The following is a 22,813-nucleotide window of genomic DNA, read 5'->3' on the forward strand; positions in this document are numbered from 1 at the left end:
AGGACGTCTGGAACGCCCTTTTGGCCCCATTGTGGGGTGTGAACCCAAAAGAACAGCGTTCCAGACGGTTGTATTCTGACATCCTGCCCTGCTTTTCCCGCAAGCAGCATCGGGAGTCGTTCGAGGTCTTCCTCGACCTGCTGTTGGATGGTTCTGGTAGACCGCTACCCCAACGGGCCACCGTCAAATCTCCCTCAGCTCTCAGCCGCTTCCTCAATCACGCGGTCTGGGACACCCGGCACCTGTGCCGAGTGTTGCGTCAGCACGCCCTGGAGACGGTGCAGGACTGGTGGCGACAGCAGCCCCACCAGCGCCCTCGGCTGGAACTGCTGGTGGACCTGACCAGCCTGGAAAAGACCGGCAAGTTCAGCGAACTTGCCGACTGGGTTCACACCTTCAACAGCGTCCACGGCGTTCACCTGGTGGTGTTGTACCTGTGCTGCGGGCAGCTTCGTCTGCCCTGGGCTTTTCAAATCTGGCGGGGGAAGGGGACCCCTTCCCCCGCGCAGCTCGCGTTGAAGCTGCTCCGCACCGTTCCTTCTGCCCTGATGTCTGGAAAACGGCGTCCCCGTCTGCATGCAGACGGGGGCTTCGAGAGTGCCGAGTTTATTCGGGGCGTTCTCGCCCGTGGCCTCGACATCGTGGTCGGCGTGCGCTGCACCCGGAAACTGGAGGGTGGGCGGCAGGTCCGTGACCTGATGGTCCGGGGGAGCCTGGTCAAGCCCACAGGGCTTGACCACACCATGTGCGTCTCCTGGGTCTGGCTCTACCGCAACAAAGAGCCTGAACAACGCTTCGTGATGTCCAATCTCGATCTGGGGGGCAAGTACCTGGCTCGGCTGGGGAAGTGCCGGTGGCGGATCGAAGCCTTCTTCAAAACGGTCAAGGGACGCTTTGGGCTCGAACGCTTCGCCCAGCACAGCAAACAGGGGGTGATGCGCTGGTGGTGCCTCTCTGGGACAGCCTTCCTCCTCTGCCATCTCCAGAACCTCGATCTGCCTGTGGGGAGAGCAGGCATGTGGCCCGACTGGGGCGATCTGGCGAGAACCGTACGGTTCTCGTTCGTCCCCGATGTGCGTCGTCAAGCACTCCAACTGGAGCTGGACGCGCTCGACGCCTTCCAGCATGCACTTCCCGTCCCCTCAACCTAAATTGCAAGATGTCAGTTGAGGCACAAACTCGTCGCAAGAGGTCTTCTGCGAAAGTGGGCCTCCCTCAGTTGTGCGGCTCTTCCGCGGTCCCGATGCAGCCCTGACAGCGGTGGTCAAGCTTCCAGCGGTCCGCTCCCCCGGCCGCCGAGTCAGAGCCCGGTGAGGTCGGGTGAGCAGACGGCGCCTCGCCCACCAACCTGACCGCGCCCTGACCCCGCGCCGACCTGGGGCTGACGGGAACTTCAAACACTGCGGGAGTGAGACACACCCTGGTCCGCCTGACGGCCCTGCTGGGCCTGAGCCTGGGCAGCACCCACGCCGCCACGCTCGTCGGGTACGCGGAACTGCCCGCCGACACCTTTGCCGCGGGCCCGCCGAGCGGCGCTTTCGGCGCCCAGGGACTGCGCGGCCCGGCGCGGTTCAGCAGCCAGCCGGTGCAGGGCTTCTCGGGGGTGCGGCGCGCCCCGGGCGGCGGGTACGTCTTCCTGAGCGACAACGGCTTCGGCAGCAAGGCGAACAGCGCGGATTACCTGCTGCGCCTGTACCGGGTGAACCTGACCGCCAAGACCGCGCCTGGCGGACAGGGCCGCGCCGAGGTCGGGACCTCTATCCAACTGCGCGACCCCGACCGCAAGGTGACCTGGCCCATCGTGAACGAGGCCAGCCCCGAGCGGCTGCTCACCGGCGCCGACTTCGACGTGGAGGGCTTCGCCTTCGCCCCCGACGGCACGCTCTGGGTGGGCGACGAGTTCGGCCCCTTCCTGCTGCACTTCGCGGCCGACGGGCGGCTGCTCGAAGCGCCCATTCCCACGCCGAACCTGCCCGGGCTGCCCACCCTGCGAAACCAAGCGCCCATCGTCATCGGCCACCGGGGCAGCAGCGGCACCCGCCCCGAGCACACGCTGGAGTCGTACCGCGTCGCAATCGAGACGGGCGCCGACTTCATCGAGCCCGACCTCGTGGTGACGAAAGACGGCGTGCTGATCGCCCGGCACGAGCCCGTGATCGCCGCTGTGGACGCGAGCGGCAAGGTCACCGAGGCGACGACCGACGTGGCGAGCCACCCCGAGTTCGCCTCCCGCCTCACGACCAAGAAGCTCGACGGGGTGGACGTGCGCGGCTACTTCGCCGAGGACTTCACCCTGGCGGAACTCAAGACCCTGCGGGCGGTGGAGCGCCTGCCCGCCCTGCGCGGGAAAGCCTACGACGGCCAGTTCGAGGTGCCCACCCTCGCGGAGGTCATCGCCCTCGTCAGGGACGTGGAGGCGAGGACCGGGCGCAAGGTCGGCATCTACCCCGAGACGAAGCACCCGACCTACTTCGCGGCGCAGGGCCTGAACACCTCGCAGCTCCTGATCGACACCCTGAAAAAGGAAGGCTTCACCGACCCGGGGCGCGTGTTCGTCCAGTCCTTCGAGACCGCGAACCTGCGCGACCTGAAGACGAACATCATGCCGAGGGCGGGCGTGAATCTGCCCCTCGTGCAGCTTGTCAGCAGTCCCGACGAGGCGCCCTACGACTGGGTGGCGAGGGGCGACGCCCGCAAGTACGACGCCCTGACGACCGACGCGGCCCTGCGCGACATCGCCACCTACGCGAGCGGCGTGGGGCCGTACAAGCGGTGGATCATCGACGACGGGGGCAAGACCACCAACTTCGTGACCCGCGCCCACGCCGCCGGGCTGCTCGTCCACCCCTGGACCTTCCGCAACGAGCCGCCCTACCTGCTGCCCGTCTACGCGAACGACCCCGAGGCCGAGATGCGCCAGGCCCTGCGTGCGGGCGTGGACGGCCTGTTCACCGACTTTCCCGCCACCGGGGCGCGGGTGGTGGGGCAGTACACGGCCGCCGAGGTCCGCAGCCCCCAGAACCCCGCGTTCGCGCTCGTCGCCCCGGCGCCGGGGCAGCCCAGCGCGGCGAACCTGGGGAGCAGCGGCGGCTTCGAGGGCGTGAGCCTCAGCCCCGACGGCAAGACCCTGTACGCCCTGCTGGAAAAGACGGTCGTGGGCGACCCGGCCGGGCAACTCCGGCTCCACGCCTTCGACCTCGCCTCCCGCAAGTGGACGCTCGCAGGCCGTTACCTCCTCGACGACCCCGCCAACGCCATCGGGGACCTGACGCCGGTGAATGCGGACGAGTCCCTGGTCATCGAACGCGACAACGGCAGCGGCCCCACGGCGAAGGTCAAGCGCGTGTACCGGGTGAGCCTGCGTGAGAAGAACACCGACGGCACCCTCAAAAAGACGCTGGTGGCCGACCTGATGAACGTCTCCGATCCCCAGGGGCTCGCGCCCAGCACCCGGAATGGGGTCTTCACCTTCCCCTACGTGACCATCGAGAACGTCCTCGTCCTCGACGCGAACACCATCCTGGTCGCCAACGACAACAACTACCCGGGCATGGGCGGACGCGGCGCGGACGTGAAGGACCACACCGAGTTCCTGTGGCTGCGGCTCGACGCGCCGCTCACCCTCGCGCCCGGCGTGGGGCGGTAGGCGGGGACTTCGACCGGGGTCGTTGCCCGGAGGCCGCCCCACAAGTCGTCGCTTGTGGGGCAGTCTTCTTTTCGGCGGCAGGTGGTCCCGCCCGCCTTCACCTCCACGCGGCAGAGGAAGGAAAATATAACCTGTTTTAACAGGACTTTGTCACTTCAGGGCGGCTGAGCGCCGCCCCTCGTCGTGCTGACCGAAACGGACGGTATGCTCATCCCACACCACTGGCGGCGCTCCTTCCTATAGAGCGCAGAACGGTTGCTGCCTCGGCGTAGGCACGCCCAGCTCAGGCCGCTAGGCCGCTACGCCAGCCAGGACCAGCAGCACGAACGCGGCAACGATGATCCCCACCCGGATGTAGTGCAAGCCGTCCCAGCGGCCAACCTGCTGCTGCCAGTCGACAGGGACGCCCTCCGAGGACCAGCGAGCGACCCGGGCGTTGATCGGCACAAGCAGCACGATGGACATCACGACGCTCACCACCAGCAACGCCGCAGCCACGGCAACCGTCAGCGCTTGCGGACGACCCCATGCCTGGGCGGCCCAAATTGCCCCGAGGAGGACGGACCCGATATACCAGAACGGCATCACCCGGCCGAGCACCCGGGCTCCATCGCTTCGGGCCGCAACTCCAGCGTCGTTCGGGAGTCGGCCGAAGATTGGATTGACGAAAGCTGCCACCGAGAGTTCCACGCCGACCATCAACCCGACCAGCACAATGGTCACGACCACCAGCAATTCCTGCATACGTCCTCCCGTCCTCAAATCTTTACTAGCGTCGCTAGATACTAGTGCAATGCTAGGTCTAGCATTGCCAACATGTCAAGCGATGCTAGCCTCACGGCATGACTGTACATCAACGCAAGGAACGCGAGCGCTCCGAACGCCACCGGTTGATCGTCTCAGTGGCTCGCCAACTCGCCGAGACCGAGGGCTGGGACGCCGTGACCGTACGGAGGCTCGCCGAACGCATCGAGTACAGCCAGCCGGTGCTCTACAGCCACTTCCGCGGCAAGGACGAGATCGTCGGGGCCGTCGCGCTCGACGGCTTCGCCGAGCTGACGGCGGCCATCCGCAGCGCCGTCACCACCGGGGCCGCCGGGCGTGCGGCGGTCGCCGCGCTGGCCAGGACCTACCTGGCCTTCGCCGAGCGTCATCCCGCTGTCTACGACGCCATGTTCAGTCTCAGCAGCGGACTCCCGTTCGCGGATGAGGCCACACCCGCACCGCTGCGCGAGGCGTTCACGGCCCTGCTGGACACGCTGGGTGGAGTCGCCGGTGGGGTCGCCCCGGGACTGTTCACCGAGGTCTGTTGGGCGGCGCTGCATGGCCTGGTCACCCTCACCCGCGCCGGTCGGCTGCCCCCCGAGCAGACCTCAGAGCGGCTCGAGGTGCTCGTGAATTGGATGGTCGGGGAAGAACGTTGATGCGCCCAACAACACGGGCGGCGGTGTGGGCAGCAAGCGCGTTGTGCGGTGGAGCGTGGTGAGAAGGGGAAGCAGGACATCTCGGCCTCCCGTGACCGGTGGTGTGGGACGGGCCTACGGTCCGTTTCAGCCAACAGACGAGGGGCGGCGCTCAGCCGCCCCTCGCCGTGGTGACTGATCCTGGCGAGTGTGTCCGTCCCCCGCGACTGGCAGCGGTCCTTTTCCGACTTCCTCTCTCCCTGTTTGAAAATCTTCGACCACGCTAAGCAGCGCGCCTGTCTCCCCAAGTACCTTCGCGGCCTCCTTGCTCCGTTGGAACGGAAGAGCACCGAGCCCATCGCTGAGCACGTCGGGCTGCCGTATCAACGCCTCCACCATTTCCTAAACGTCAGCCCCTGGGAGACTGACCCGCTCGACCGCCTCCTGGCTGAGAGCGCTCAGTCCCTCTGTGGTGGGAAGAATAGTGTGCTGATCATTGACGACACCGCTCTGCCCAAGAGTGGCGAGCACAGCGTCGGCGTCGCCCATCAGTATTGCGGTGCGCTCGGGAAACTCGCCAACTGTCAGGCGCTGGTGACCCTGACCCTGGCCGACCAGCGCGTCTTCGCGCCGCTCGGCATGCGGCTGTTGGACCTCCAAACGTATAAGTCCAAGGCCGACCTCGCCCTGGAAGAACTCGACCGCGTGCGAGCACAAGGTGTCACGTTCCGGGTCGTGCTCGCTGACGCCGGGTACGGCGTCAGCAAAGAGTTCCGTCAGGCGCTCACCACCCGCGGCCTCACCTGGGCTGTCGGAATCGTAGGCCACCAGAAGGTGTTCGGTGAACACGTCACCGTGCACGATCCACCACCGAAGGCCAAGGGAAAGGGGCGGCCTAACAAACACCCGGTCCCGAGTAAGCAGGCACGGCCCGTCAGGGCCATGCTGCATACCTTGCCGCCGCACCACTGGCATACGGTCAAGGGCGGCAAAAAGTCGCGCTGGGTGATCGTGCGAGCACGCATCGCCGATGGCGTTGAGGACGCGCGTGGGTGCCACCTCCCTGGCGAGTTGGTGTGGGTAGTCGGGGAGAAGCGTCGAGGTGGTGAGATCAAGTACTACGTCACCAACCACCCGGCGAGCACTTCCAAAGCGCAAATTGTTCGGGACATTAAGGCGCGCTGGTCCTGCGAAACGCTGCACGAGCAGGCCAAGGAGGAACTGGGACTCGACCATTTTGAGGGGCGGTCGTGGCGGGGCCTGACGCACCACGTGGTGTTGGTGATGTTGACAATGCTGTTCTTGCAGACGGTACGCGCCGCGACCTGCGGCACCGCGTAGGTCGTGACCTTGCCCCAGGCACGGCGAGCAGCGAGCCGGACCCTGGAGGAGGTCCGGCTCGGTCGCTGTCCGCATTGCGGGGAACAGGTGCGAGGAGCGTCCCCATGAGCCCCAATAGAAGTGACAAAGTCCTGCTACTGGGCTGTCAGCTTCGGTCTGTCACTCCCGCCTCTCATTTTCATCGATCCTCTGGCCGGTTGTGGCAAGTTGTTGAGGTAGGGTGACGCAGTGCTCAGCGGTCAGAAGCTCCCCGGTTACCGGTTCCCCCCTGCGGTTATCGGCTACGCCGTGTGGCTCTACCACCGGTTCACCCTCAGTTACCGGGACGTCGAGGAACTTCTGCTGGAACGAGGCATCGCCGTCACCCACGAGTCCATCCGCACTTGGTGCCTCAAATTCGCTGATCTCTTTGCTCAGGATCTCCGCCACCGGGAACCCCGTCGGGGTTCCCGGTGGCACCTTGACGAGATGTGCGTGGACGTGGGGGGTGTCAAACAGTGGCTGTGGCGGGCCGTGGACGAACACGGAGCCGTGCTGGAAGTTCTCCTTCAGGAACACCGCGACACCGAGGCCGCCAGATCGTTCTTCCAGCGACTGCTGGGGAAATACGACGTGCCGGAGATTATCCATACCGACAAGCTGTGGAGCTATGGGGCAGCCCTGCGTGAGCTTCCCGTGCTCCACTCGGTGGAGCACGTCCAAGTCGTGTCTACCGCTCGCTGTAACAATCTGATCGAACAGTCCCACCGCCCGACAAGACGGCAGGAACGTCAGCAGCAAGGTTTCCGGTCATGGCAGCGGGCGCAAGGTTTCCTCGACCTTCGTGCCCGCATCGCGAATCTTCACCACCCAGCTCGGTCCACCGTTCCCGCACGTCATCGTCGGCACCATCAACAAGCCGCCTTCAAGACCTGGCAAGACACTGTGTGGCAGGCGGCCTGAAGTTCAGGCCGCTTGCCTTCCCACACCCCCTCTGCTTTCTAGAAGCCAACAACTTGCCACAACCAGCGGAACAGGTTTTATTTTTCCTCCTCTGGCGGCCCGGCTGGGAACGACGAAAGACGCCGCCGGGTGGCAGCGTCCTTTCGAAAGGGACCTCGCAGGGCCGGGGCTTACGCTAGGCCCGCTGCGCTCCTGGCCTCCCGTTCTCGATCACGAAGCTCGCGTCGGTCGTCACGGTCGAATTCGGCGAGGTGATGCCCGATACGGCCCGGAAATCGGTGCGCCAGGTCTCCCGCGTCAGCTCGCACACGGCGTAGCCCCGCGCGGCCCCGTTGAAGTAGCGGGTGTGGGGGTTGTCGGCGAGCGCGGCGGTCGTGCCGGGGATGGCCGCCGCCGGAAAGTCCGCGCTGATGGAGGTGGTGATCAGTTCGGTCGCCAGCACCTCCGAGTCCGGGCGGGCGAAGTCGGCCCTGAGGTCGTGGACCCACGCCGAGTGGATGTCGCCCGCCAGCACGACTGGGTTGCTGGGCCGCCGCGCCTGGAGGTAGCCCAGGATGCGGTTCCTGGCCGCCGGGTACCCGTCCCACTGGTCCATGTTCAGCACCTGCGCCGGACCCGCCGCCCAGTCGTAGGGCGCGAACATCACCTGCTGCCCGACGATGTTCCACCGCGCCTGCGACGCGCCCAGCCCGTCGAGCAGCCACCGTTCCTGGGCGGGGCCGGTCAGGGTCGCATTCGGGTCGGCCACGGCCGCGCAGGGGGGTTTGAAGCCGTCCCCGCACGGCTGGTCGGTGCGGTACTGCCGGGTGTCGAGCATGCTGAACTGTGCCAGCCGTCCCCAGGTCAGGCGGCGGTAGAGTTGCAGGTCGGGCCCTTTCGGCAGAGACGACGCGCGCAGGGGCATATTCTCGTAGTACGCCTGGTATGCGGCGGCCCGGCGGGCGAGAAAGGCCTCGCGGGTCACGGGCGCCTCGCCGGAGGCGCGCTCCTCGGGTACGTCTGCGGCGTAGTTGTTCTCGACCTCGTGGTCGTCCCACACCACGATCCAGGGGGCGGCGGCGTGCGCGGCCTGAAGCTGCGTGTCGCCCTTGTACAGGGCGTAGCGGCGGCGGTAGTCGTCGAGCGTCACGATCTCGGGGCCGTTGTGCTGGCGCACGCCCCGGGGGTTGGGGCCGTACTCGTAGATGTAGTCGCCGAGGTGCAGCACGAGGTCGACATCCTCGCGCCCGAGGTGCCCGTAGGCGTTGAAGTACCCGTTCTGGTAGTCCGAGCACGACACGAAGGCGAAGCGCAGGCGCTCCGGGTCGGCGTTCATGGCAGGCATCGTGCGGGTGCGGCCCACCGGGCTGACCTCACCGCCCGCGAGAAAGCGGTAGAAGTACGCGCGGCCCGGCTCCAGCCCGTAGACCTCGGCGTGGACCGCGTACCCCTGCTCGGGTGTGGCGGGCACGGTGCCCCGGCGCACCACCCGCGTGAACGCCTCGTCGTGCGCCACCTCCCAGGCCACGAGCACGGCGGAGACGGGCAGCCCCGCGCCGGTCGGCCCCAGCGGGTCGGTCGAGAGCCGGGTCCACAGCACCACGGAGTCGGGCCAGGGGTCGCCCGAGGCCACGCCCAGGGCGAAGGGGTTGGCGGGAAAGCGGACCGTCTCCAGCACCCGGGCGCAGCCCGACAGGCTGGCGAGCCCCACCCCCGTGACGACCGAGGCGGCCTGCAAGAGGGCGCGGCGGGTGAGCCTGGCGTCTGAAGAGCGGCTGTGCGCGCGGTCGTTCATGGTGTCCTCCCGGGAAGATGGCGGGCCTGGCGGGCGGGGAGACGATCAGCTCTGGCAGCTCACCCGGCTGTTGGCGGGGTCCTCCTTGATCAGGCGACACAGGGCCGCCGGGTCGAGGTGGCGCGGTGTGGGCAACGCGAAGCCCCGCTCGGCCAGCGTCCGGCGCAACTGGTCGAGATAGTCGGTGATGATGCCGTCCACGCCCGCGTCGATGAGGGCGTCGTAGGTCCCGCGGTCGTCCACCGTCCAGGGCACGACCCTCATCCCAGCGGCGTGGGCGTCCCGAACGAGTTCAGGGGTGGTGAAGGGCACATAGCCCGGCGCGCCGAAGCGCCCGTTCTGGGGATCGCCGTGCACCGGCGAGAGGACGTTCGTGCCGAAGGACCGCGCCGCCGCCACGTACTTGGCCTGGAGGGTCTGCCCCGGGAAGTCGTCGATGTCGAGGCCACCCAGCCAGGGGGACTTGCCCTCCTGCCCCGCTTGCAGGAACTGTTGCCCGTTCGTGAGGGCGACGATGGGTAGATCCGGCTCCAGTTGCCGCACCAGCATCAAGGCGCCCCAGTCGAAGCTCTGGACCGTCACCTGCCGTCCGATCCCCGCATCCCGGATCTCCCGCAACACCGTCCGCACGAAGGTCTCGCGCGGCGCGGTCTCACTGGGAGCGCCCGCCTCCACCTTCGTCTCGATGTTCAGGATCACGTCGTCCGCCCGGTAGGCGCGCACCAGCCGGAACACGTCGCGCAACTCCGGCATGGTGATGCCCGGAACGAGCCGCTGGAACGGGAAGTCGGCGAGGCGTTGGGAGCCGCAGTCAAGGGTCTTGACCTGGGCGAGGGTCAGGTTCGTGATGAACTTGCCGACGTAAGGAAAGTCAGGGTCGCCAGGCGTGGCAGGCGACGTATCCCGGCACTTCGCCCCGGAGACTTTGCGGTCGTGCGTCACGACGACCTTGCCGTCCCGGGTCACCTGGGTGTCGAGTTCCAGGGTCGTCACCCCGAGTTCCAGGGCATTCCCAAAGGACGCGAGGGTGCTCTCGGAGACCAGCCCGAGCCCGCCCCGGTGGGCCTGAAGGTCGAAGGCGCGGGCGGCTGGACCGGTGGGCGCCGCGCCCGGGGTCCCGCACGAGGCGAGCGTAATGAGACCTCCAAGCAGCAGGCCGGCGCTCCGAATGTTCATGGCGCGAGCGTAGGGGGCGAACGTCAGGAGACCGTGATTCGGCCGGGCCCCCAGGCAGGCGAACCGACCTCGGCGGCTGCGCCCGCCTGAAAAGGCCTAACCTGGCGAGGGTGTCAGCAGCGGCAAGGTCAGGTTCAGGCAGCGTCGAGCGGCAGGTGCCTGCTCAGGCTGAGGGTGAAGGTGCCGTAGGGGTAGACGTGCCGTAGGGTAGACGTACTGCCACTTCAACGCCGATGAGGCCCGCATGTCCGTCGCAGCGGCCCGGTGAGCGCGGACCAGATCGGGTTGTCGAGCGGGTGCAGGGTCAGTCTCCGGCCAGCGCGGACCCTGGAGCAAGGGCGTGCCCCCGCTGCCACTCGGCCGAGTCGGCGCTGAGACTCGCCCGGCCCGCCTCCGAGAAATCGCCCGGTGCGAGGTGCGGGGCCGTCCGAGGAGCGGGGCGCAACATCCAGGCGGTCAACTGGGCCATCAACCTGAGTCCTGTCCCAAGTCGGCGCGCAGCTTCCAGGTTGGATGCCACGTAGCGCCGGGCGATGGTCTCAAAGTCCTCCGGCTCCCGGCCCGTCAGGGTGCGCACCACGTCGGTCGGGGCGTTCACAGCGAAGGCGCCCCGCTGGTAGTCGCGGACGTACTGGGTGTACTGCGCGGTGGCGAACTCGGAGAGGCCCATTCCACGCAGCACCTTGGTGAAGACGCCGATGGGCGCGTCCACGTACCGTACCCGGTGGCCGAGCACCCGGCCCAGCGCGGAGGCGAGGTCGTGTGGCGAGAGCAGCGTCGGCCCGGTCGGGCGGTACGTCCGGCCCGCGTGTCCTTCGGGGCGCATCAGAATCTCGGCGGCGACCCGCGCCAGATCCTCGTTCGACGGGGGCGCGTTCCGGCCCGAGCCGTAGGGCAGCATCAGTAGTCCGAACTGCGCCGCGAAGGCGAGCCCCGCGAGGTCGTTGTCAGCGAAGAAGCCGGGGTTGAGGGTCGTGACGCTCTTGCCCGGCAACAGGGTGAAGAGGCGGTCGGCCAACCACGTCTCGCGGGTGTGGAGCGACGGGTGGCTGGGGTGAGCGAGCCACTGGCTCATCACGACCACCGACTCCAGCCCGTGCTCGGCAGCCACGGTGGCGAACACGACCGCCGCACGCAGGGCGCCTTCCTCCAGCGGCGTACAGAAATACGCGCGCTGAGCGCCCGTCATGGCGCGGCGCATGTCACTGGGGTCGGTGATGGAGCCGACTACAATCGTCGCCCCCTGAGTCTTCAGGCGTTCGCTGCGCGCGTCTTCCCGGCGCACGAAGGCGGTCACGGGAAAGCCCTCGCCCAAGAGGTGCAGGGCGAGGGGCAGGCCCGTCTTGCCAGCGGCGGTCAGGACGAGAATCCGGGGCTTGTTCATGATGGCCGTTCCTTTCGCAGTGTGGGCGGAATGACTCACGGGGCGCTGGGTTCGGGCGGCACGACGACCTCGACCCGGCCGGTGTGCACGTCGTACACCAGACCGGAGACCACCCAGTCACGCGGCAGGCGGGGGTTGGAGCGGAGCAGGGCCACGTCCACGGCGACCGCCGCCCTGGGGTCGCTTACCGACTTGGAGGGAAGGGCCGCCGCCTCGACGCCGAAGTACCCCGCGAGCTGTTCGGGCTGGCTTTCGAGCGAGGTGATGCCGCAGTCGGTGTGGTGCAGGACGATGAGGTCGAAGCCTCCCCCGGGCCGCGCACCATGCGCGCGGGCGACCTCTTGCAGCATCGCCATCTCCCGCACCGCCCCAGGCGTGACGCGACCACCGACATTGCGAAGAACGGCGGCTTCACCGGGGTTCAGCCCCAGCACGAACACGGGATCGACGCGCGGATCGACACAGCCGATGATCATCGTCCTCAGGCTCGGCATGATGGAGAGGCCGGGGCCTTGCGGCTGGGCATCCGCCTCCTGGTGTCGAGCGGTGAGCGTTTCTACGGCACTCATGGGGCTCCTCCTGTGCGAGAGCCTCGCTGCCGAGGCTCACGTGATCGTTGGCCGATCACCCCCGCAGCGTGAGGCTTGCCGTGACGTGAAGGTCAAGCGCCTGGCTGGGAACGGGCTACAGGCAGTTGCAGTTCGACGACTGCCTCGCTCTGCGGGCCTTCCAGCGGGAGTTGCATGAGGACCTGTCGTCCGGGGCCGAGCACCTGCCAGCCGTGCGCCTCAAGCCATCCAGCGAGCAGACCGTAACTGCGGTGTGTATCGCTCGTCGGCCCGACGTGCACGAGGGTCGCGGCCAGGTCGAGCCTGGGCAGGTCGCGCACGTTCAGCACGCGCTCCTCGGGCAGCCGGACCTCTGGCCGGACACTCCCAACGAGCGGGTACCCGATCTCAAAGTCGAGCGCGCCGGGCTCGAAGGCGGGCGCGTGAATCACGAGCGTGACGGGCCCGAGGTTCGACGCTCCCAGGGTCCTCGGCACCACGGAATGCAGGTGCTCGACCAGCGTGCGCACGGCACCGACATCGGGCAACACCTCGCGCAGGGACAGGAAGGGCTGGGCGGGCACCGACTTCATCACGACGTCCGGCGCTTGGGGGCGGCCTTCGTCCTCGATCTGCCGCAACCTCGACTCGACGATCCGCAGCCGTTCGGCTTCCGCCTGCACGGCCTGTTCGATCTGGGCCTTACGTAGGGTCAGCATCCCACGCAATTCACCCACCGAAAGTTCCTCGTCGAGGAGGCGCGCGATCTGCTCCAAGGTAAAGCCCAGCTCCCGGGCGGCGAGGATGCGATTGAGGCGCGGCAGTTGCGCGGCGCTGTAGAAGCGGTACCCGGACTGTGGGTCGGTGAACTCCGGGCTGAACAGACTGATCTCGTCGTAGTAACGCAAAAGGCGCCCGGAGACCTGGGCGATGATGGAGAACTCACCAATCTTGTACATACCTGACCCTCCCGCCGCCGGAGTGTACGGATTGACGTGGCGGGAAGGTCAAGCGGCGGAGGCTCGGCGGGCGCAGGTGCTATGACGTGGAGAACCATTCACTTTGCCGCTGGTGACACGCCCGCTAGGTTAGGCCCTGAAAGCTCAGGGGTCCGAACTCGCGGGCCCACAGGTCGGCCTTCTCGCGCGCGCCCACGAGGTCGAGGGGGGTCGCGCCGCCCACCTCCAGGGTCCACCCGCCCTCCTGACGCCGCAACCCCGAGAGCCGCGCCCCCCCGGCGTGCGAGCGGTCCAGGCCGTCGGCCACGCGCAGCACGGCGGCGAGGCGCGACACGAGCGAGCGGTCGGCGGGGGGCAGCGCCGCGTACTCCGGGTGGCTGGCCTTGGGCGCACTGCGGCGGTGGTAGCGGGCGAGCTGGGCCACGAGTTCGGTCTCGCGCGGCGTGAACCCGCGCAGCCCCGCGTGGCGGATCAGGTATGCCGCGTGCTTGTGGTGAGCGCTCTGTGCCACGATCTGCCCGACCTCGTGCAGCCCGGCGGCGGCGGTGAGCAGGCTGTGCGCCTCCGGCGGGAAGGACTCGCCCGCAGCAGCCAACCGGGCGAGGAGGTCCTGCGCGAGCGCGGCCACCTGCCGGGCGTGCGCGAGGTTGGCCCCGAAGCGCTCGGCCACCTCCAGCACGCTGCGTTGTCGGGCGCTCAGGCCAGCGGCGAAGGCGGCGTGCCGTCCGAGTTCCTCGATCAGCATCCCCTCGCGCAGCGCCCCCTCGCTGACCGTCGCCCCCGCCACCCCCAGGGCCTCCAGGGCCGCGTGCAGCACGCCGAGCCCGGCGACGATGGTGTCCGCCCGGCCCCCCAGTTCCGGCAGCCGGGCGCGCCGGGCGGCGCTCAGGCCCCGCAGCCGGTCGAGCAGCGCGCCGAGGTCGGCAGTGCTCACCGGCAGGCCGTTCACGCTTCCCGGGGCCGCGCCCTCTCCAGCGGCCAGGAGCGCGGCGGCGGCCTCGGCGGTGCCGCTCGACAGCACCATCCGGGTGCCGGGCCGCGCGGCGAACCGGGAGACGTGGGGAATGAGGGCCGCTCGCACCGCGTCCCCGAGCGCCCGCAGCTCGGCCCGGGTGGGCGGGTCGTGCCCCAGCCAGGCCCGGCGCATGCGGATGGCTCCCAGCGGCAGGCTGAGCACGTCCGCCGCCGCCTCGGGGCCGCCCCGCGCGAGTTCCAGGCTGCCGCCGCCGAGGTCGAGGAGCACGTTGTCGGGCCCGAAATCCACGCTGTGGGCCGCGCCCAGGTAGGTCAGCTCGCCCTCGCGCTCCCCGCTGATGACCGCCGGGTACACGCCGGTGCGCTCGTGCGCGCGCCGGGCGACCTCCGCCCCGTTCGGGGCCTCGCGCAGGGCGCTGGTGGCGTAGACCCGCAACTCGGGCACGCCCGCCGCCTGGCTCAGTGTTCGGAAGGAGGTCAGGGCGCCCGCCAGACGGTCCTCGCCCTCGGGCGTCAGGTGGCCCTGCGGGTCCAGGCACTCGCCCAGCCGGGTGCGGTCCTTGAGGGCGTCGAGCACCCGGTAGCCCAGGGAGTCGCCCGGCGTGTCCCCGCCTTCCACCCGGGGCCGGCTCTGGGCGATGAGCAGGTGGCTGGAATTGGTGCCCACGTCGGCGACGGCGACCCTCATGGCGGCAGGGTAACGGGTCCGTGGGGCGGGAACGTCAGGGGGCGCGGGTCGGTCACCTCCCCTGCCCGGAAGCCCGGCGGGGCCCCACTAGATTCGGGCGCGGGTCACCGCCATGACACAACCCGGCCCTCCGGCTGGCACACTGGCGGGCATGGTCACGGTGGAGCTGACGGATGAGCACATCCTCGACATGCAGCTCGCCGACCGGGAGATCGTCATGAGCCTGAGGGGCGTACTGCCCCCCCTGCGGCCCGGGGACCGGCTGCGCTTTCCCAGCTTCGGCCGCTGGACCGTCCTGCGGGTCGGGCTCCACCCGCCGCACGCCTCCGGGGTGGAGGTGACCCTGCAGCTGGACGAGGCCGGGGACGACGTTCCCCGTGACGAGGCGCGCGCGGGCACCGAACGGGGCGGGCCCGCCGAGTTCTCCCACTGCGGCCGGGTCGAAGAATGACCCCGGAAGGAGAGGCGGGCGCGTCCCCCGACCCCGGCGCTGTCACCGAAGGCGCCCTGCCCGAGCACGTCTTCCTGAACCGCGAGCTGTCCTGGCTGGCCTTCAACGACCGGGTGCTCTTCGAGGCGCTTCCCGGGCGCAACCCCCTGCTGGAACGGCTGCGGTTCACGGCCATCGCGGGAGCCAATCTCGACGAGTTCTTCATGGTGCGCGTGGCCGGCATCCACCAGCAATTGAAGGCGGGCGTGACCGCGCGCAGCCCGGACGGCCTAACCCCGCGCGAGACCATCGAGGAGGTCCGGCGGCGCACGCACACCATGCTGCGCCGGATCGAGGGAGCCCTGAACGGCCTTCTGGGGGACCTGGAGGAGGTCGGCGTCCGGGTCACGCGGGTGCAGACCCTGGACGCCGGGGCGCGGGAGCGGCTGCGGAAGGTGTACCTGCACCAGATTCACCCGGTCCTGACGCCGCTGGCGCTGGACCCCAGCCACCCCTTTCCGTATCTCAGCATCTCAGCAACCTCAGCCTCAACCTGGCCGTGACCCTGGCGGGACGGCCCAGGCGACCTTCCTGAGCCGCCGGGACGTCACGGCCCCCGGTTCGTGACCTCGGCTGAATCCCCCGTGACACCCCACCCTTATCCTGCCCCCATGTTGTTCGCCTTCGACCTCGACGGCACCCTCGTCACGCGGGAGCACGTGCTGCCCGAGCCCATCCGCGAGGCCATCGTCGCGGTGCGGGACGCGGGGCACCTCGTCACCGTCATTACCGGCCGCCACGAGCGGGACGCGCGGGCCGTGCTGGACGCGCTGGGCATCGACGCGCACTACGCCACCTGCCACGGGGCGCGCGTCCACGCCCGGGGAGACGAACACCACGCGGAATGCTGCCTGGAGCCGGAGGTCGTGCGCTCCCTGCTGGAGCACGCTGGGCGCTCTTCCGGGGCGCTGGCCTTCCTGTCCGCCCGGGACCGGATGTTCGTGCATGACCCGGGGGACGCCGCCTGGGACTGGGCCCGCCGGGCAGGCCACCCGCTCCACGCGCACCACACCTACGCGGACGAGCCCGTGCACCGTTTCGTGCTCGCCACCGAGGACGCCGCGCGCTGGCGCGACGAGCTGCGGGGGCGCCACCCCGACCTCACCGCCTTCGTGTGGGAGGACCGCTACGTCGAGGTCGTCGCGGCGGGAGGGCACAAGGGGGATGCCCTGGCCCGGCTGGCGGCGGTCCACGGCGTCGCGCAGGAGGACACGGTGGCCTTCGGAGACGGCGTGAACGACATCGAGATGCTGCGCTGGGCCGGGCACGCGGTCGGGGTGGGCGAGTTGCAGCCCGGCGTGGCGGCAGTGATCCACGAGCACATCCCCGGTCCCGAGGAGTTGGGCGTGGCCCAGTGGCTCCGGCGGCACGTGCTGGGGAATGTGGCCGCGCCGGGTCTGGCGTGCGTGTTGCCCTGAGGATGTCCAGGATGTGAGCTGTCCTCCTCATGGTCGTGGCCGCCCTGCTTCTCGGTGTGGTGGGTTGGGCCTTGAGTCGGTGACCAGCGCCCCGGACCCTCCCCAGGAACTCGCCCGGGGAGCGGTCGACGCCTTCGTTCTGCTGCTCATCGCCCTCGCCGCCCTGTGGTGGGCCGCCCGGCTGCGGGGGCAGGGCCGGAACGCGGAGGAAGTCGTCGCGTCACGTCCTCGCCCGAGACGTGGGAGCCCGACCCTGACCTTCCCCTGAAGGTCGGGTGGTACATCCTGCCCCATGCGCGCTCCTGCCGTGGCGGCCCTCGTCCTGAGCCTCAGCCTGAGTGCCTGCGTGCGCCAGGAGGCGCCGAACCGGCCCCTGGTCACCACCCTGGACTTCACCGCCTTCGACGCCCAGCAGGGGACACTGAAGTTGCGCGGCGGCACGCCCAGCGGCCTGCTCTCCAGGGACGCCGAGCCCGAATACATCACCGTCGCGCCGGACGGCAAGACGGCCTACGTGACGTTGCAGGAGAGCAACGCGGTGGCGACCCTGGACCTGACGCGAGGTGCGTTCACCCGCCTGTCGAACCTGGGACTCAAGGACCACTCCGCGCCCGGTGCGGGGCTCGACCCCAGCGACCGGGACGGCGCCATCCGCATTCAGAACTGGCCGGTGAAGGGGGCGTACATGCCCGACGCCATCGCCAACTTCACGGCCGGCGGGCGCACCTACCTCGTCACCGCGAACGAGGGCGACACCCGCGACTACTCCGCCTTCACCGACGAGGTGCGGGTGAGTGCCCTGCGGCTCGACCCCACCGCGTTTCCGAACGCCGCCGTGCTTCAGGCCGACACCGCCCTGGGCCGCCTCACGGTCAGCTCCGTGGACGCCGACACCGACGGGGACGGGGACGCCGATCAGCTCGTGGCCTTCGGGGCCCGCAGCCTGAGCGTGTGGACAGCCGACCTGACCCGTGTGTCGGACACCGGCGACCTCTTCGAGCGCAAGACGGCCGAGCTGGTTCCTGCCGCGTTCAACTCGAACGGCACGGCGAGCACCTTCGACACCCGCAGCGACAACAAGGGCCCCGAGCCCGAGGGCGTCGTCGTCGCCACCGTGGGCGGACGGCCCCTCGCCTTCGTGGGCCTGGAGCGCACGGGCGGGGTGATGGTCCTCGACCTCAGCGACCCGGCTCGGCCCGGCTTCTTGTCCTACACGAACACCGTGGACGTGACGGCCAGTCCCCAGAGCGGGACGGCCGGAGACCTCGGGCCCGAGGGGCTGCTGTTCATTTCTGCCCCGGACAGTCCCAACGGACAACCCCTGCTCGTCGTGGCGAACGAGGTGAGCGGCAGCACGACGCTCTACCGGGTGGCGGACACGGGGGCCCTGACCCGGGTGGGGCGGTATCAGGTGACCCCCTACGCCTATGACCAGGGCGCGGCCGAGATTCCCGCCTACGATCCCGGCAGCAAGCGGCTGTTCGTGGTGAACGGGGCGATCAAGGGCCTCGATAGCCTGAACATCGCCGACCCGGCAGCCCCCACGCTGGCCGGGCAGATCGACCTGAGCCGCTACGGAGCGGGGGCCTCGGCCAACAGTGTCGCGGTGAAGAACGGGGTGGTCGCGGTCGCCGTGCAGGCGCCGGTCAAGACCGATCCCGGCAAGGTCGCCCTCCTCAACCCTGACGGCAGCGAGCGGGCGCCCGCCGTCATGGTGGGGTCGCAGCCCGATATGGTGACCTTCACGCCGGACGGCACCCTGATCCTCACCGCCAACGAGGGCGAGCCGCAGGGCGACTACACCGTGGACCCGCTCGGCAGCGTCAGCATCATCGACGTGGCAAAGGCGCTGGCGGCGAAGTAGGGCGGTCTGTCCGCTGTGGGCGTGGGAGCGGGCACCTCTGGACGGCCAGCTCCGCAGGAGGCACCTATACCGCGACAGGCGAGCGGGTGGAAGAAGTCAGTCCCTTCCGCCCGCTCGCCTGTCACTTCCCGGGAGCTCACCTCGGGCAGACGTTCAGAGCTGTCGCTGAGTTGCGCAACCCCTGCATGGGTTCCCACGCCCACTGCCGCGTTCACCCCGCCCACAAGGTCTTGCCGGGCGATATCACTGTTGTCTTGCACCTCCATCAGGCGCACGACGTCGGCGTCCAGACCCCGCAGGGCCGCGACCACCCTGGCCTTCTGGCGCCCGAACTCGTAGGGACTGTTCTCCCCGCCGTCCCACCCAGCCTGGCCGTCAGGGTCGTGCTCTGCGGCAGCAGGGGAGACGCGGTGACGGTGGCGGTCACACGGGTCAGGGCTGGGGCCGTGAGCGGTCTGTTACCGGAGGTCGTGCCCTCGGTGCTTGCCCGGTACAGCACGACGGCCCTGTCTGCGTTGTCGTAGGCGCGGAGCACGGCCGCGCACTTGCCGTGGGGCAGGTCGCTCAGGTCGAGGAGGGCGGCACCATCCCTGGGAACCGCCGTGAAGGTGTGGGGCGACACCAGCGTGCCGCCAGTGAGCGCGGCGGTCACGAACCGGAGGGCGCGAGGCACCTTCACGCTCAGAACATCGCTCTTCCCGGCAACGGCGGGGACTGGTCCTGCGGGCGGAGCGGTGAGGGTGGGCGGCTGCCCGCAGGCGGCGAGCGGCAGGGAGCAGGACAGGGCTAGGACGGGAAGACGCACGGTCCTCCTCGCCGCAGTTGGGAAGGGAATTGGGAGGGCGTGCAACGGGGCAAAAAGAGACCACACCTTCGTCATGAACTGACCAGAAGCCGGAGGGCCACCCAGGTCTGGGATTCCACTACGTGGGCACGGCGACGTGCAGGGGCGCCCCGGCCCCCGGTACGAAGCGCAGCAGGCGGCCCACCCGGCCGCACCATCCAGTCCCGAGCAGTGTAAGGCGGGGTCGGACGACCTGTCCTTCGTCGCTGCCCTCGCCCTTGACACGCCCGCCCACACCGTGCATCCTAAATCAAACCGTACGGTTCGGTTTGAAAGGAGGTGCTTTGCCCGCCGAGACACCCCGTTCCCTGGCCAAACGCCAGCAGATCCTCACCGCCGCCCGGACCCTGTTCCTCACCCAGGGCTATGCCCGCACGAGCACGGACGCCATCACCGAGGCGGCCAGCGTCAGCAAGCAAACCCTCTACGCCTACTACCGGGGCAAATCCGAACTCCTCGCCGCCACCATCGCGCAGGAACTCGGCGTCCTCGACCTCGACGGCCGCTTCGGCCAGACTCCCGCCACCCTGACCGAACTGCGGTCCTGCCTGCTCGACTTCTCCGGGGCCGTGACCGGGCACCTCCTGAAGCCCGACGCGCTGGCCCTGCTGCGACTCCTGATCGGCGAGGCCATTCATCTGCCCGACCTGCGCGCCAGCCTGCGCCAGGCCTTCCCCGCCCGCCTGATCGGCGCCACCGAACACCTCTTGGCGGGCGCGCACACGCGCGGGCTCATTCACACGCCCGACCCGCACCTCAGCGCCCGCATGTTCGTCGGGCCAGTGATGAGCTACGTCGCCCTCGATGGCCTGTTCAGCGACACCCTGCCCCAGCCCCCGCCCCAGGCCACGCTCGCCACCCTCGTCGACCTGTTCCTGCGCACCGTCGCGGCGAAAGGAGAAGAGACATGACCACAGGCACCACGGACGTCCTCATCGCCGGGGCCGGACCGACCGGGCTCTTTCTCGCCCTGTGGCTCACCCGCCTGGGCGTGCGGGTCCTCATCGCCGACCCCAGGCGCGGCCCGGTACGGGAGACCCGGGCCATCGCCGTGCAGGCGCGCACCCTGGAGTTCTACGACCAGCTCGGCCTGGGTGAGCAGGCCCTCGCGCGGGGCAGGCATTTCGACCGCCTCAACCTGTTCGTGGGCGGCGACCTGCGGGGCTCGGTGCGCCTGCGCGGGGTCGGGGACGGCCTCACGCCGCACCCGTACCTGTACATCCTGACCCAGGACGAGAACGAGGCCATGCTCGCCTCGCACCTGGGCGCGCTCGGCGTCCAGGTCGATTGGGAGACGGAGGTGACGGGCTTCACCCAGGACGGGGACGGCGTGACCGCGACCCTGGAACGGGATGGACGGGAGCGGACGGTGCGCGCCTCCTTCGTCGCGGGATGCGACGGCGCCCGCAGCACGGTCCGGCACGCCATGAACGTCCCCCTGTCGGGCGGGACGTATGAGCAGCGGTTTTATGTCGCGGACATCACCCTGAGCGGGAGGATTCGTGAGGGCGACGTCAACCTGGTCCTTGCCGACGACGATTTCCTCGCCTTTTTCCCCATGCCCGGGTCGGACCGGCACCGGGTCGTCGGCCAGCTTCCCCCCGGCGCGCCCGAGGACGCGACCTTTGACCTCGTGCGTTCCCGGATCGAGGCGAACGGGCTCGCCCGGGTGAGCCAGCTCCACTGGTTCAGCACCTACCGGGTGCATCACCGGGTCGCCGACCAGTTCCGTGCCGGGCGCGCCTTCCTGCTGGGTGACGCGGCGCATGTCCACACCCCCGTGGGCGGACAGGGCATGAACACCGGCCTCGGGGACGCGGCCAACCTGGCGTGGAAACTTGCCCAGGTTCTGCGCGGCGGGAGTACCGAACTTCTGGACACGTACGAACCCGAACGCCGACCCTTCGCGGTCTCCCTGGTGGGCACCACCGACCGGGTGTTCACCGGCATCGTGGGACGCGGCCGGGCCGCCCGTCTGTTCCGGCTGGGCGTCGTGCCAACGCTGGTGCCGCTCCTCACCCGCTTCCGGGCGGTGCGCCGCCTGCTCTTCCTCACCGTCTCTCAGACGCGCCTGCGCTACCCCCGCAGTCCCCTCAGTCAGGGCCGGGCGGGCCGTGTACGCGGCGGGGACCGCCTGCCCTGGGTGCCGCACCCGGGCGGCAGCAACTTCGACCCGCTGAGGACCCTGACCTGGCAGGTTCACGTGTACGGAGGCGCGGACCCGGAACTCCTGGCGTGGTGTGCCCGGCGAGACCTTCCCCTGCACGTCTTTCCCTACGACGCGGCGGCGCGGCGGGCGGGACTGGAGGCCGGCGCGGCGTACCTCGTGCGGCCGGACGGGTACGTGGGGCTGGTCGCACCGCGCCTGGACTTCAGCTTGTTCGACGCCTACGCCGCCCGCTGGCTGCCTGGAAGGGTCCAGCCCTCGCCGGTGCCCCGCCCGGTCCTCACGTCCTGACCCGCTGAGGTGACCCGCGTGAGACACGCTTTCCGCGTCACTTCCCCGGCTGCTCGGCCTGGACCACCGGACGTGACCGGTTCAAGTCTCCTCCGAGCGATGAGGAACTCCATGCTGGAGACAACCGAACCTGGCAGACGACCACCTGACGAACCTGCGACACCCTTCCGGTGGGCCACGCAGCCAAGGTGACCCGCCAGCGAGGAGGCGCCCCACCTCGGCAAGTTTGGGGCGCGCGAGCGGGAACCAGCAGAAGTTCGGTGCAACTCCGGACGCCCGCACCAGCCGGGGAGCCAGAAGGCTCCTCTTCTCTCGACGTGAACCACCCAGCGAGGTCGCATCACCGGGCCCCGCCGGACACGGCCAAAACAGCTTCCGCCCGTGCAGGGCCAGGAGCCCGTTTGTCCCACACGGTTGAGCGCACGGGACCGTCCCCCCGTCTTCCTGCTTCTCCCCGCCCGACCACCCGGGAACGTCTCAAGGGGGAGGGTCCTGCCCGTTGAGCCAGTCGACGATCTGCTGCTCAAGGTGATCACGAACCCGGCGGAATACCTGAGGTGAGCCCACGTCCAGTGAGTTACAGGGCGCAGGTGTGGGCCAGCGCAGCAGGAGCCGGGACAGAAACGGGTGTGGCGCAGACGGTTCACGGCCTCCCCGCAGGTCGACGATGACGTCGAACGTCTCGTGGGCGCGGCTGTAGGGACAGCCGGGAACGGCTTCCGACCGGGCGCCGCGTTCCTGGAGGACCACGAGTGTGAACGGATGCACCCGTGGCGGGTCGCCGTGGGCCCAGATCGCCGTCACGCGGGAGGCCGTATGGTGAGCCAGCAATGTCGCGGCCATCAGCGCCCTGTTGCCGTCGGCAGCGCAGACGAACAAGACCCGCTGAACACACGGGGACGG

21 protein-coding genes are annotated in these 22,813 nt (G+C 69.3%); 12 read left to right on the forward strand and 9 right to left on the reverse strand.

Annotation, left to right across the window (positions count from 1 at the left end):
- Positions 1-38: 38 nt before the first annotated feature.
- Both DAETH_RS17935 and DAETH_RS17940 read left to right on the forward strand, forming a co-directional pair.
- Positions 39-1,151 carry a transposase gene (locus tag DAETH_RS17935; protein ID WP_264774679.1) on the forward strand — a complete coding sequence of 371 codons (1,113 nt, stop codon included), beginning with the start codon at positions 39-41 and terminating at the stop codon, positions 1,149-1,151.
- A gap of 269 nt (positions 1,152-1,420) precedes the next feature.
- Positions 1,421-3,646 carry an esterase-like activity of phytase family protein gene (locus DAETH_RS17940; protein WP_406585122.1) on the forward strand — a complete coding sequence of 742 codons (2,226 nt, stop codon included), beginning with the start codon at positions 1,421-1,423 and terminating at the stop codon, positions 3,644-3,646.
- A gap of 291 nt (positions 3,647-3,937) precedes the next feature.
- Here the strand turns inward: DAETH_RS17940 and DAETH_RS17945 are convergent, their stop codons facing one another.
- On the reverse strand, positions 3,938-4,390 hold the full coding sequence (locus tag DAETH_RS17945; RefSeq protein ID WP_264777484.1) for a DUF1772 domain-containing protein: 453 nt from the start codon (positions 4,388-4,390) through the stop codon (positions 3,938-3,940).
- A 98-nt stretch (positions 4,391-4,488) separates the two neighbouring features.
- Here DAETH_RS17945 and DAETH_RS17950 point away from each other — a divergent pair, with 98 nt between their 5' ends.
- The 3 genes from DAETH_RS17950 to DAETH_RS17960 all read left to right on the forward strand — a co-directional run bounded on the left by DAETH_RS17950 (position 4,489) and on the right by DAETH_RS17960 (position 7,332).
- Positions 4,489-5,070, forward strand: coding sequence for a TetR/AcrR family transcriptional regulator (locus tag DAETH_RS17950; protein ID WP_264777485.1), 582 nt, complete (start codon positions 4,489-4,491; stop codon positions 5,068-5,070).
- 189 nt (positions 5,071-5,259) lie between these two features.
- Positions 5,260-6,390, forward strand: a complete 1,131-nt coding sequence (locus DAETH_RS17955; protein ID WP_406585111.1) for an IS701 family transposase — start codon at positions 5,260-5,262, stop codon at positions 6,388-6,390.
- Positions 6,391-6,618: 228 nt separating this feature from the next.
- Positions 6,619-7,332 carry an IS6 family transposase gene (locus DAETH_RS17960; RefSeq protein ID WP_264777486.1) on the forward strand — a complete coding sequence of 238 codons (714 nt, stop codon included), beginning with the start codon at positions 6,619-6,621 and terminating at the stop codon, positions 7,330-7,332.
- Between the two features lie 175 nt (positions 7,333-7,507).
- Here DAETH_RS17960 and DAETH_RS17965 read toward each other — a convergent pair whose 3' ends face one another.
- From DAETH_RS17965 to DAETH_RS17990, 6 genes are all read right to left on the reverse strand, one after another.
- The gene (locus DAETH_RS17965; protein WP_264777487.1) at positions 7,508-9,106 is read right to left on the reverse strand and encodes an alkaline phosphatase D family protein; all 1,599 of its coding nucleotides are present in this window, start codon (positions 9,104-9,106) and stop codon (positions 7,508-7,510) included.
- Positions 9,107-9,151: 45 nt separating this feature from the next.
- Complete coding sequence (locus tag DAETH_RS17970; protein ID WP_264777488.1) at positions 9,152-10,282, reverse strand: glycerophosphodiester phosphodiesterase family protein; 1,131 nt, start codon at positions 10,280-10,282, stop codon at positions 9,152-9,154.
- Between the two features lie 304 nt (positions 10,283-10,586).
- On the reverse strand, positions 10,587-11,666 hold the full coding sequence (locus tag DAETH_RS17975; protein WP_264777489.1) for an NmrA family NAD(P)-binding protein: 1,080 nt from the start codon (positions 11,664-11,666) through the stop codon (positions 10,587-10,589).
- A gap of 35 nt (positions 11,667-11,701) precedes the next feature.
- Positions 11,702-12,235, reverse strand: coding sequence for a carbonic anhydrase (locus DAETH_RS17980; protein ID WP_264777490.1), 534 nt, complete (start codon positions 12,233-12,235; stop codon positions 11,702-11,704).
- Between the two features lie 92 nt (positions 12,236-12,327).
- Positions 12,328-13,173, reverse strand: coding sequence for a MerR family transcriptional regulator (locus DAETH_RS17985; protein ID WP_264777491.1), 846 nt, complete (start codon positions 13,171-13,173; stop codon positions 12,328-12,330).
- 124 nt (positions 13,174-13,297) lie between these two features.
- Complete coding sequence (locus DAETH_RS17990) at positions 13,298-14,836, reverse strand: Ppx/GppA phosphatase family protein (protein ID WP_264777492.1); 1,539 nt, start codon at positions 14,834-14,836, stop codon at positions 13,298-13,300.
- A gap of 151 nt (positions 14,837-14,987) precedes the next feature.
- On the opposite strand from DAETH_RS17990, the gene DAETH_RS17995 reads away from it, so the two are divergent.
- The 5 genes from DAETH_RS17995 to DAETH_RS18015 all read left to right on the forward strand — a co-directional run bounded on the left by DAETH_RS17995 (position 14,988) and on the right by DAETH_RS18015 (position 18,608).
- The gene (locus DAETH_RS17995; RefSeq protein ID WP_264777493.1) at positions 14,988-15,287 is read left to right on the forward strand and encodes a hypothetical protein; all 300 of its coding nucleotides are present in this window, start codon (positions 14,988-14,990) and stop codon (positions 15,285-15,287) included.
- Positions 15,284-15,829 carry a polyphosphate kinase gene (locus DAETH_RS18000; protein ID WP_319993748.1) on the forward strand — a complete coding sequence of 182 codons (546 nt, stop codon included), beginning with the start codon at positions 15,284-15,286 and terminating at the stop codon, positions 15,827-15,829. Before DAETH_RS17995 ends, DAETH_RS18000 begins: the two co-directional genes overlap by 4 nt.
- Positions 15,830-15,937: 108 nt before the next feature.
- On the forward strand, positions 15,938-16,744 hold the full coding sequence (locus tag DAETH_RS18005) for an HAD family hydrolase (RefSeq protein WP_264777494.1): 807 nt from the start codon (positions 15,938-15,940) through the stop codon (positions 16,742-16,744).
- Between the two features lie 79 nt (positions 16,745-16,823).
- Positions 16,824-17,012, forward strand: coding sequence for a hypothetical protein (locus tag DAETH_RS18010; protein ID WP_264777495.1), 189 nt, complete (start codon positions 16,824-16,826; stop codon positions 17,010-17,012).
- A gap of 24 nt (positions 17,013-17,036) precedes the next feature.
- A complete protein-coding gene (locus DAETH_RS18015) occupies positions 17,037-18,608 on the forward strand; it encodes a choice-of-anchor I family protein (RefSeq protein ID WP_264777496.1) in 1,572 nt (523 codons plus the stop codon).
- Between the two features lie 265 nt (positions 18,609-18,873).
- On the opposite strand, the gene DAETH_RS18020 is transcribed toward DAETH_RS18015, so the two are convergent.
- Both DAETH_RS18020 and DAETH_RS18025 read right to left on the reverse strand, forming a co-directional pair.
- Complete coding sequence (locus tag DAETH_RS18020) at positions 18,874-19,413, reverse strand: hypothetical protein (RefSeq protein ID WP_264777497.1); 540 nt, start codon at positions 19,411-19,413, stop codon at positions 18,874-18,876.
- A 118-nt stretch (positions 19,414-19,531) separates the two neighbouring features.
- A complete protein-coding gene (locus tag DAETH_RS18025) occupies positions 19,532-19,687 on the reverse strand; it encodes a hypothetical protein (protein ID WP_264777498.1) in 156 nt (51 codons plus the stop codon).
- 49 nt (positions 19,688-19,736) lie between these two features.
- Here DAETH_RS18025 and DAETH_RS18030 point away from each other — a divergent pair, with 49 nt between their 5' ends.
- Positions 19,737-20,363, forward strand: a complete 627-nt coding sequence (locus tag DAETH_RS18030) for a TetR/AcrR family transcriptional regulator (RefSeq protein ID WP_264777499.1) — start codon at positions 19,737-19,739, stop codon at positions 20,361-20,363.
- Complete coding sequence (locus tag DAETH_RS18035) at positions 20,360-21,910, forward strand: FAD-dependent monooxygenase (RefSeq protein ID WP_264777500.1); 1,551 nt, start codon at positions 20,360-20,362, stop codon at positions 21,908-21,910. The genes DAETH_RS18030 and DAETH_RS18035 overlap by 4 nt, the downstream gene beginning before the upstream one ends.
- Positions 21,911-22,813 lie beyond the last annotated feature (903 nt).

The sequence above is a fragment of the Deinococcus aetherius genome, from assembly GCF_025997855.1.
Classification (GTDB): Bacteria; Deinococcota; Deinococci; order Deinococcales; family Deinococcaceae; genus Deinococcus; species Deinococcus aetherius.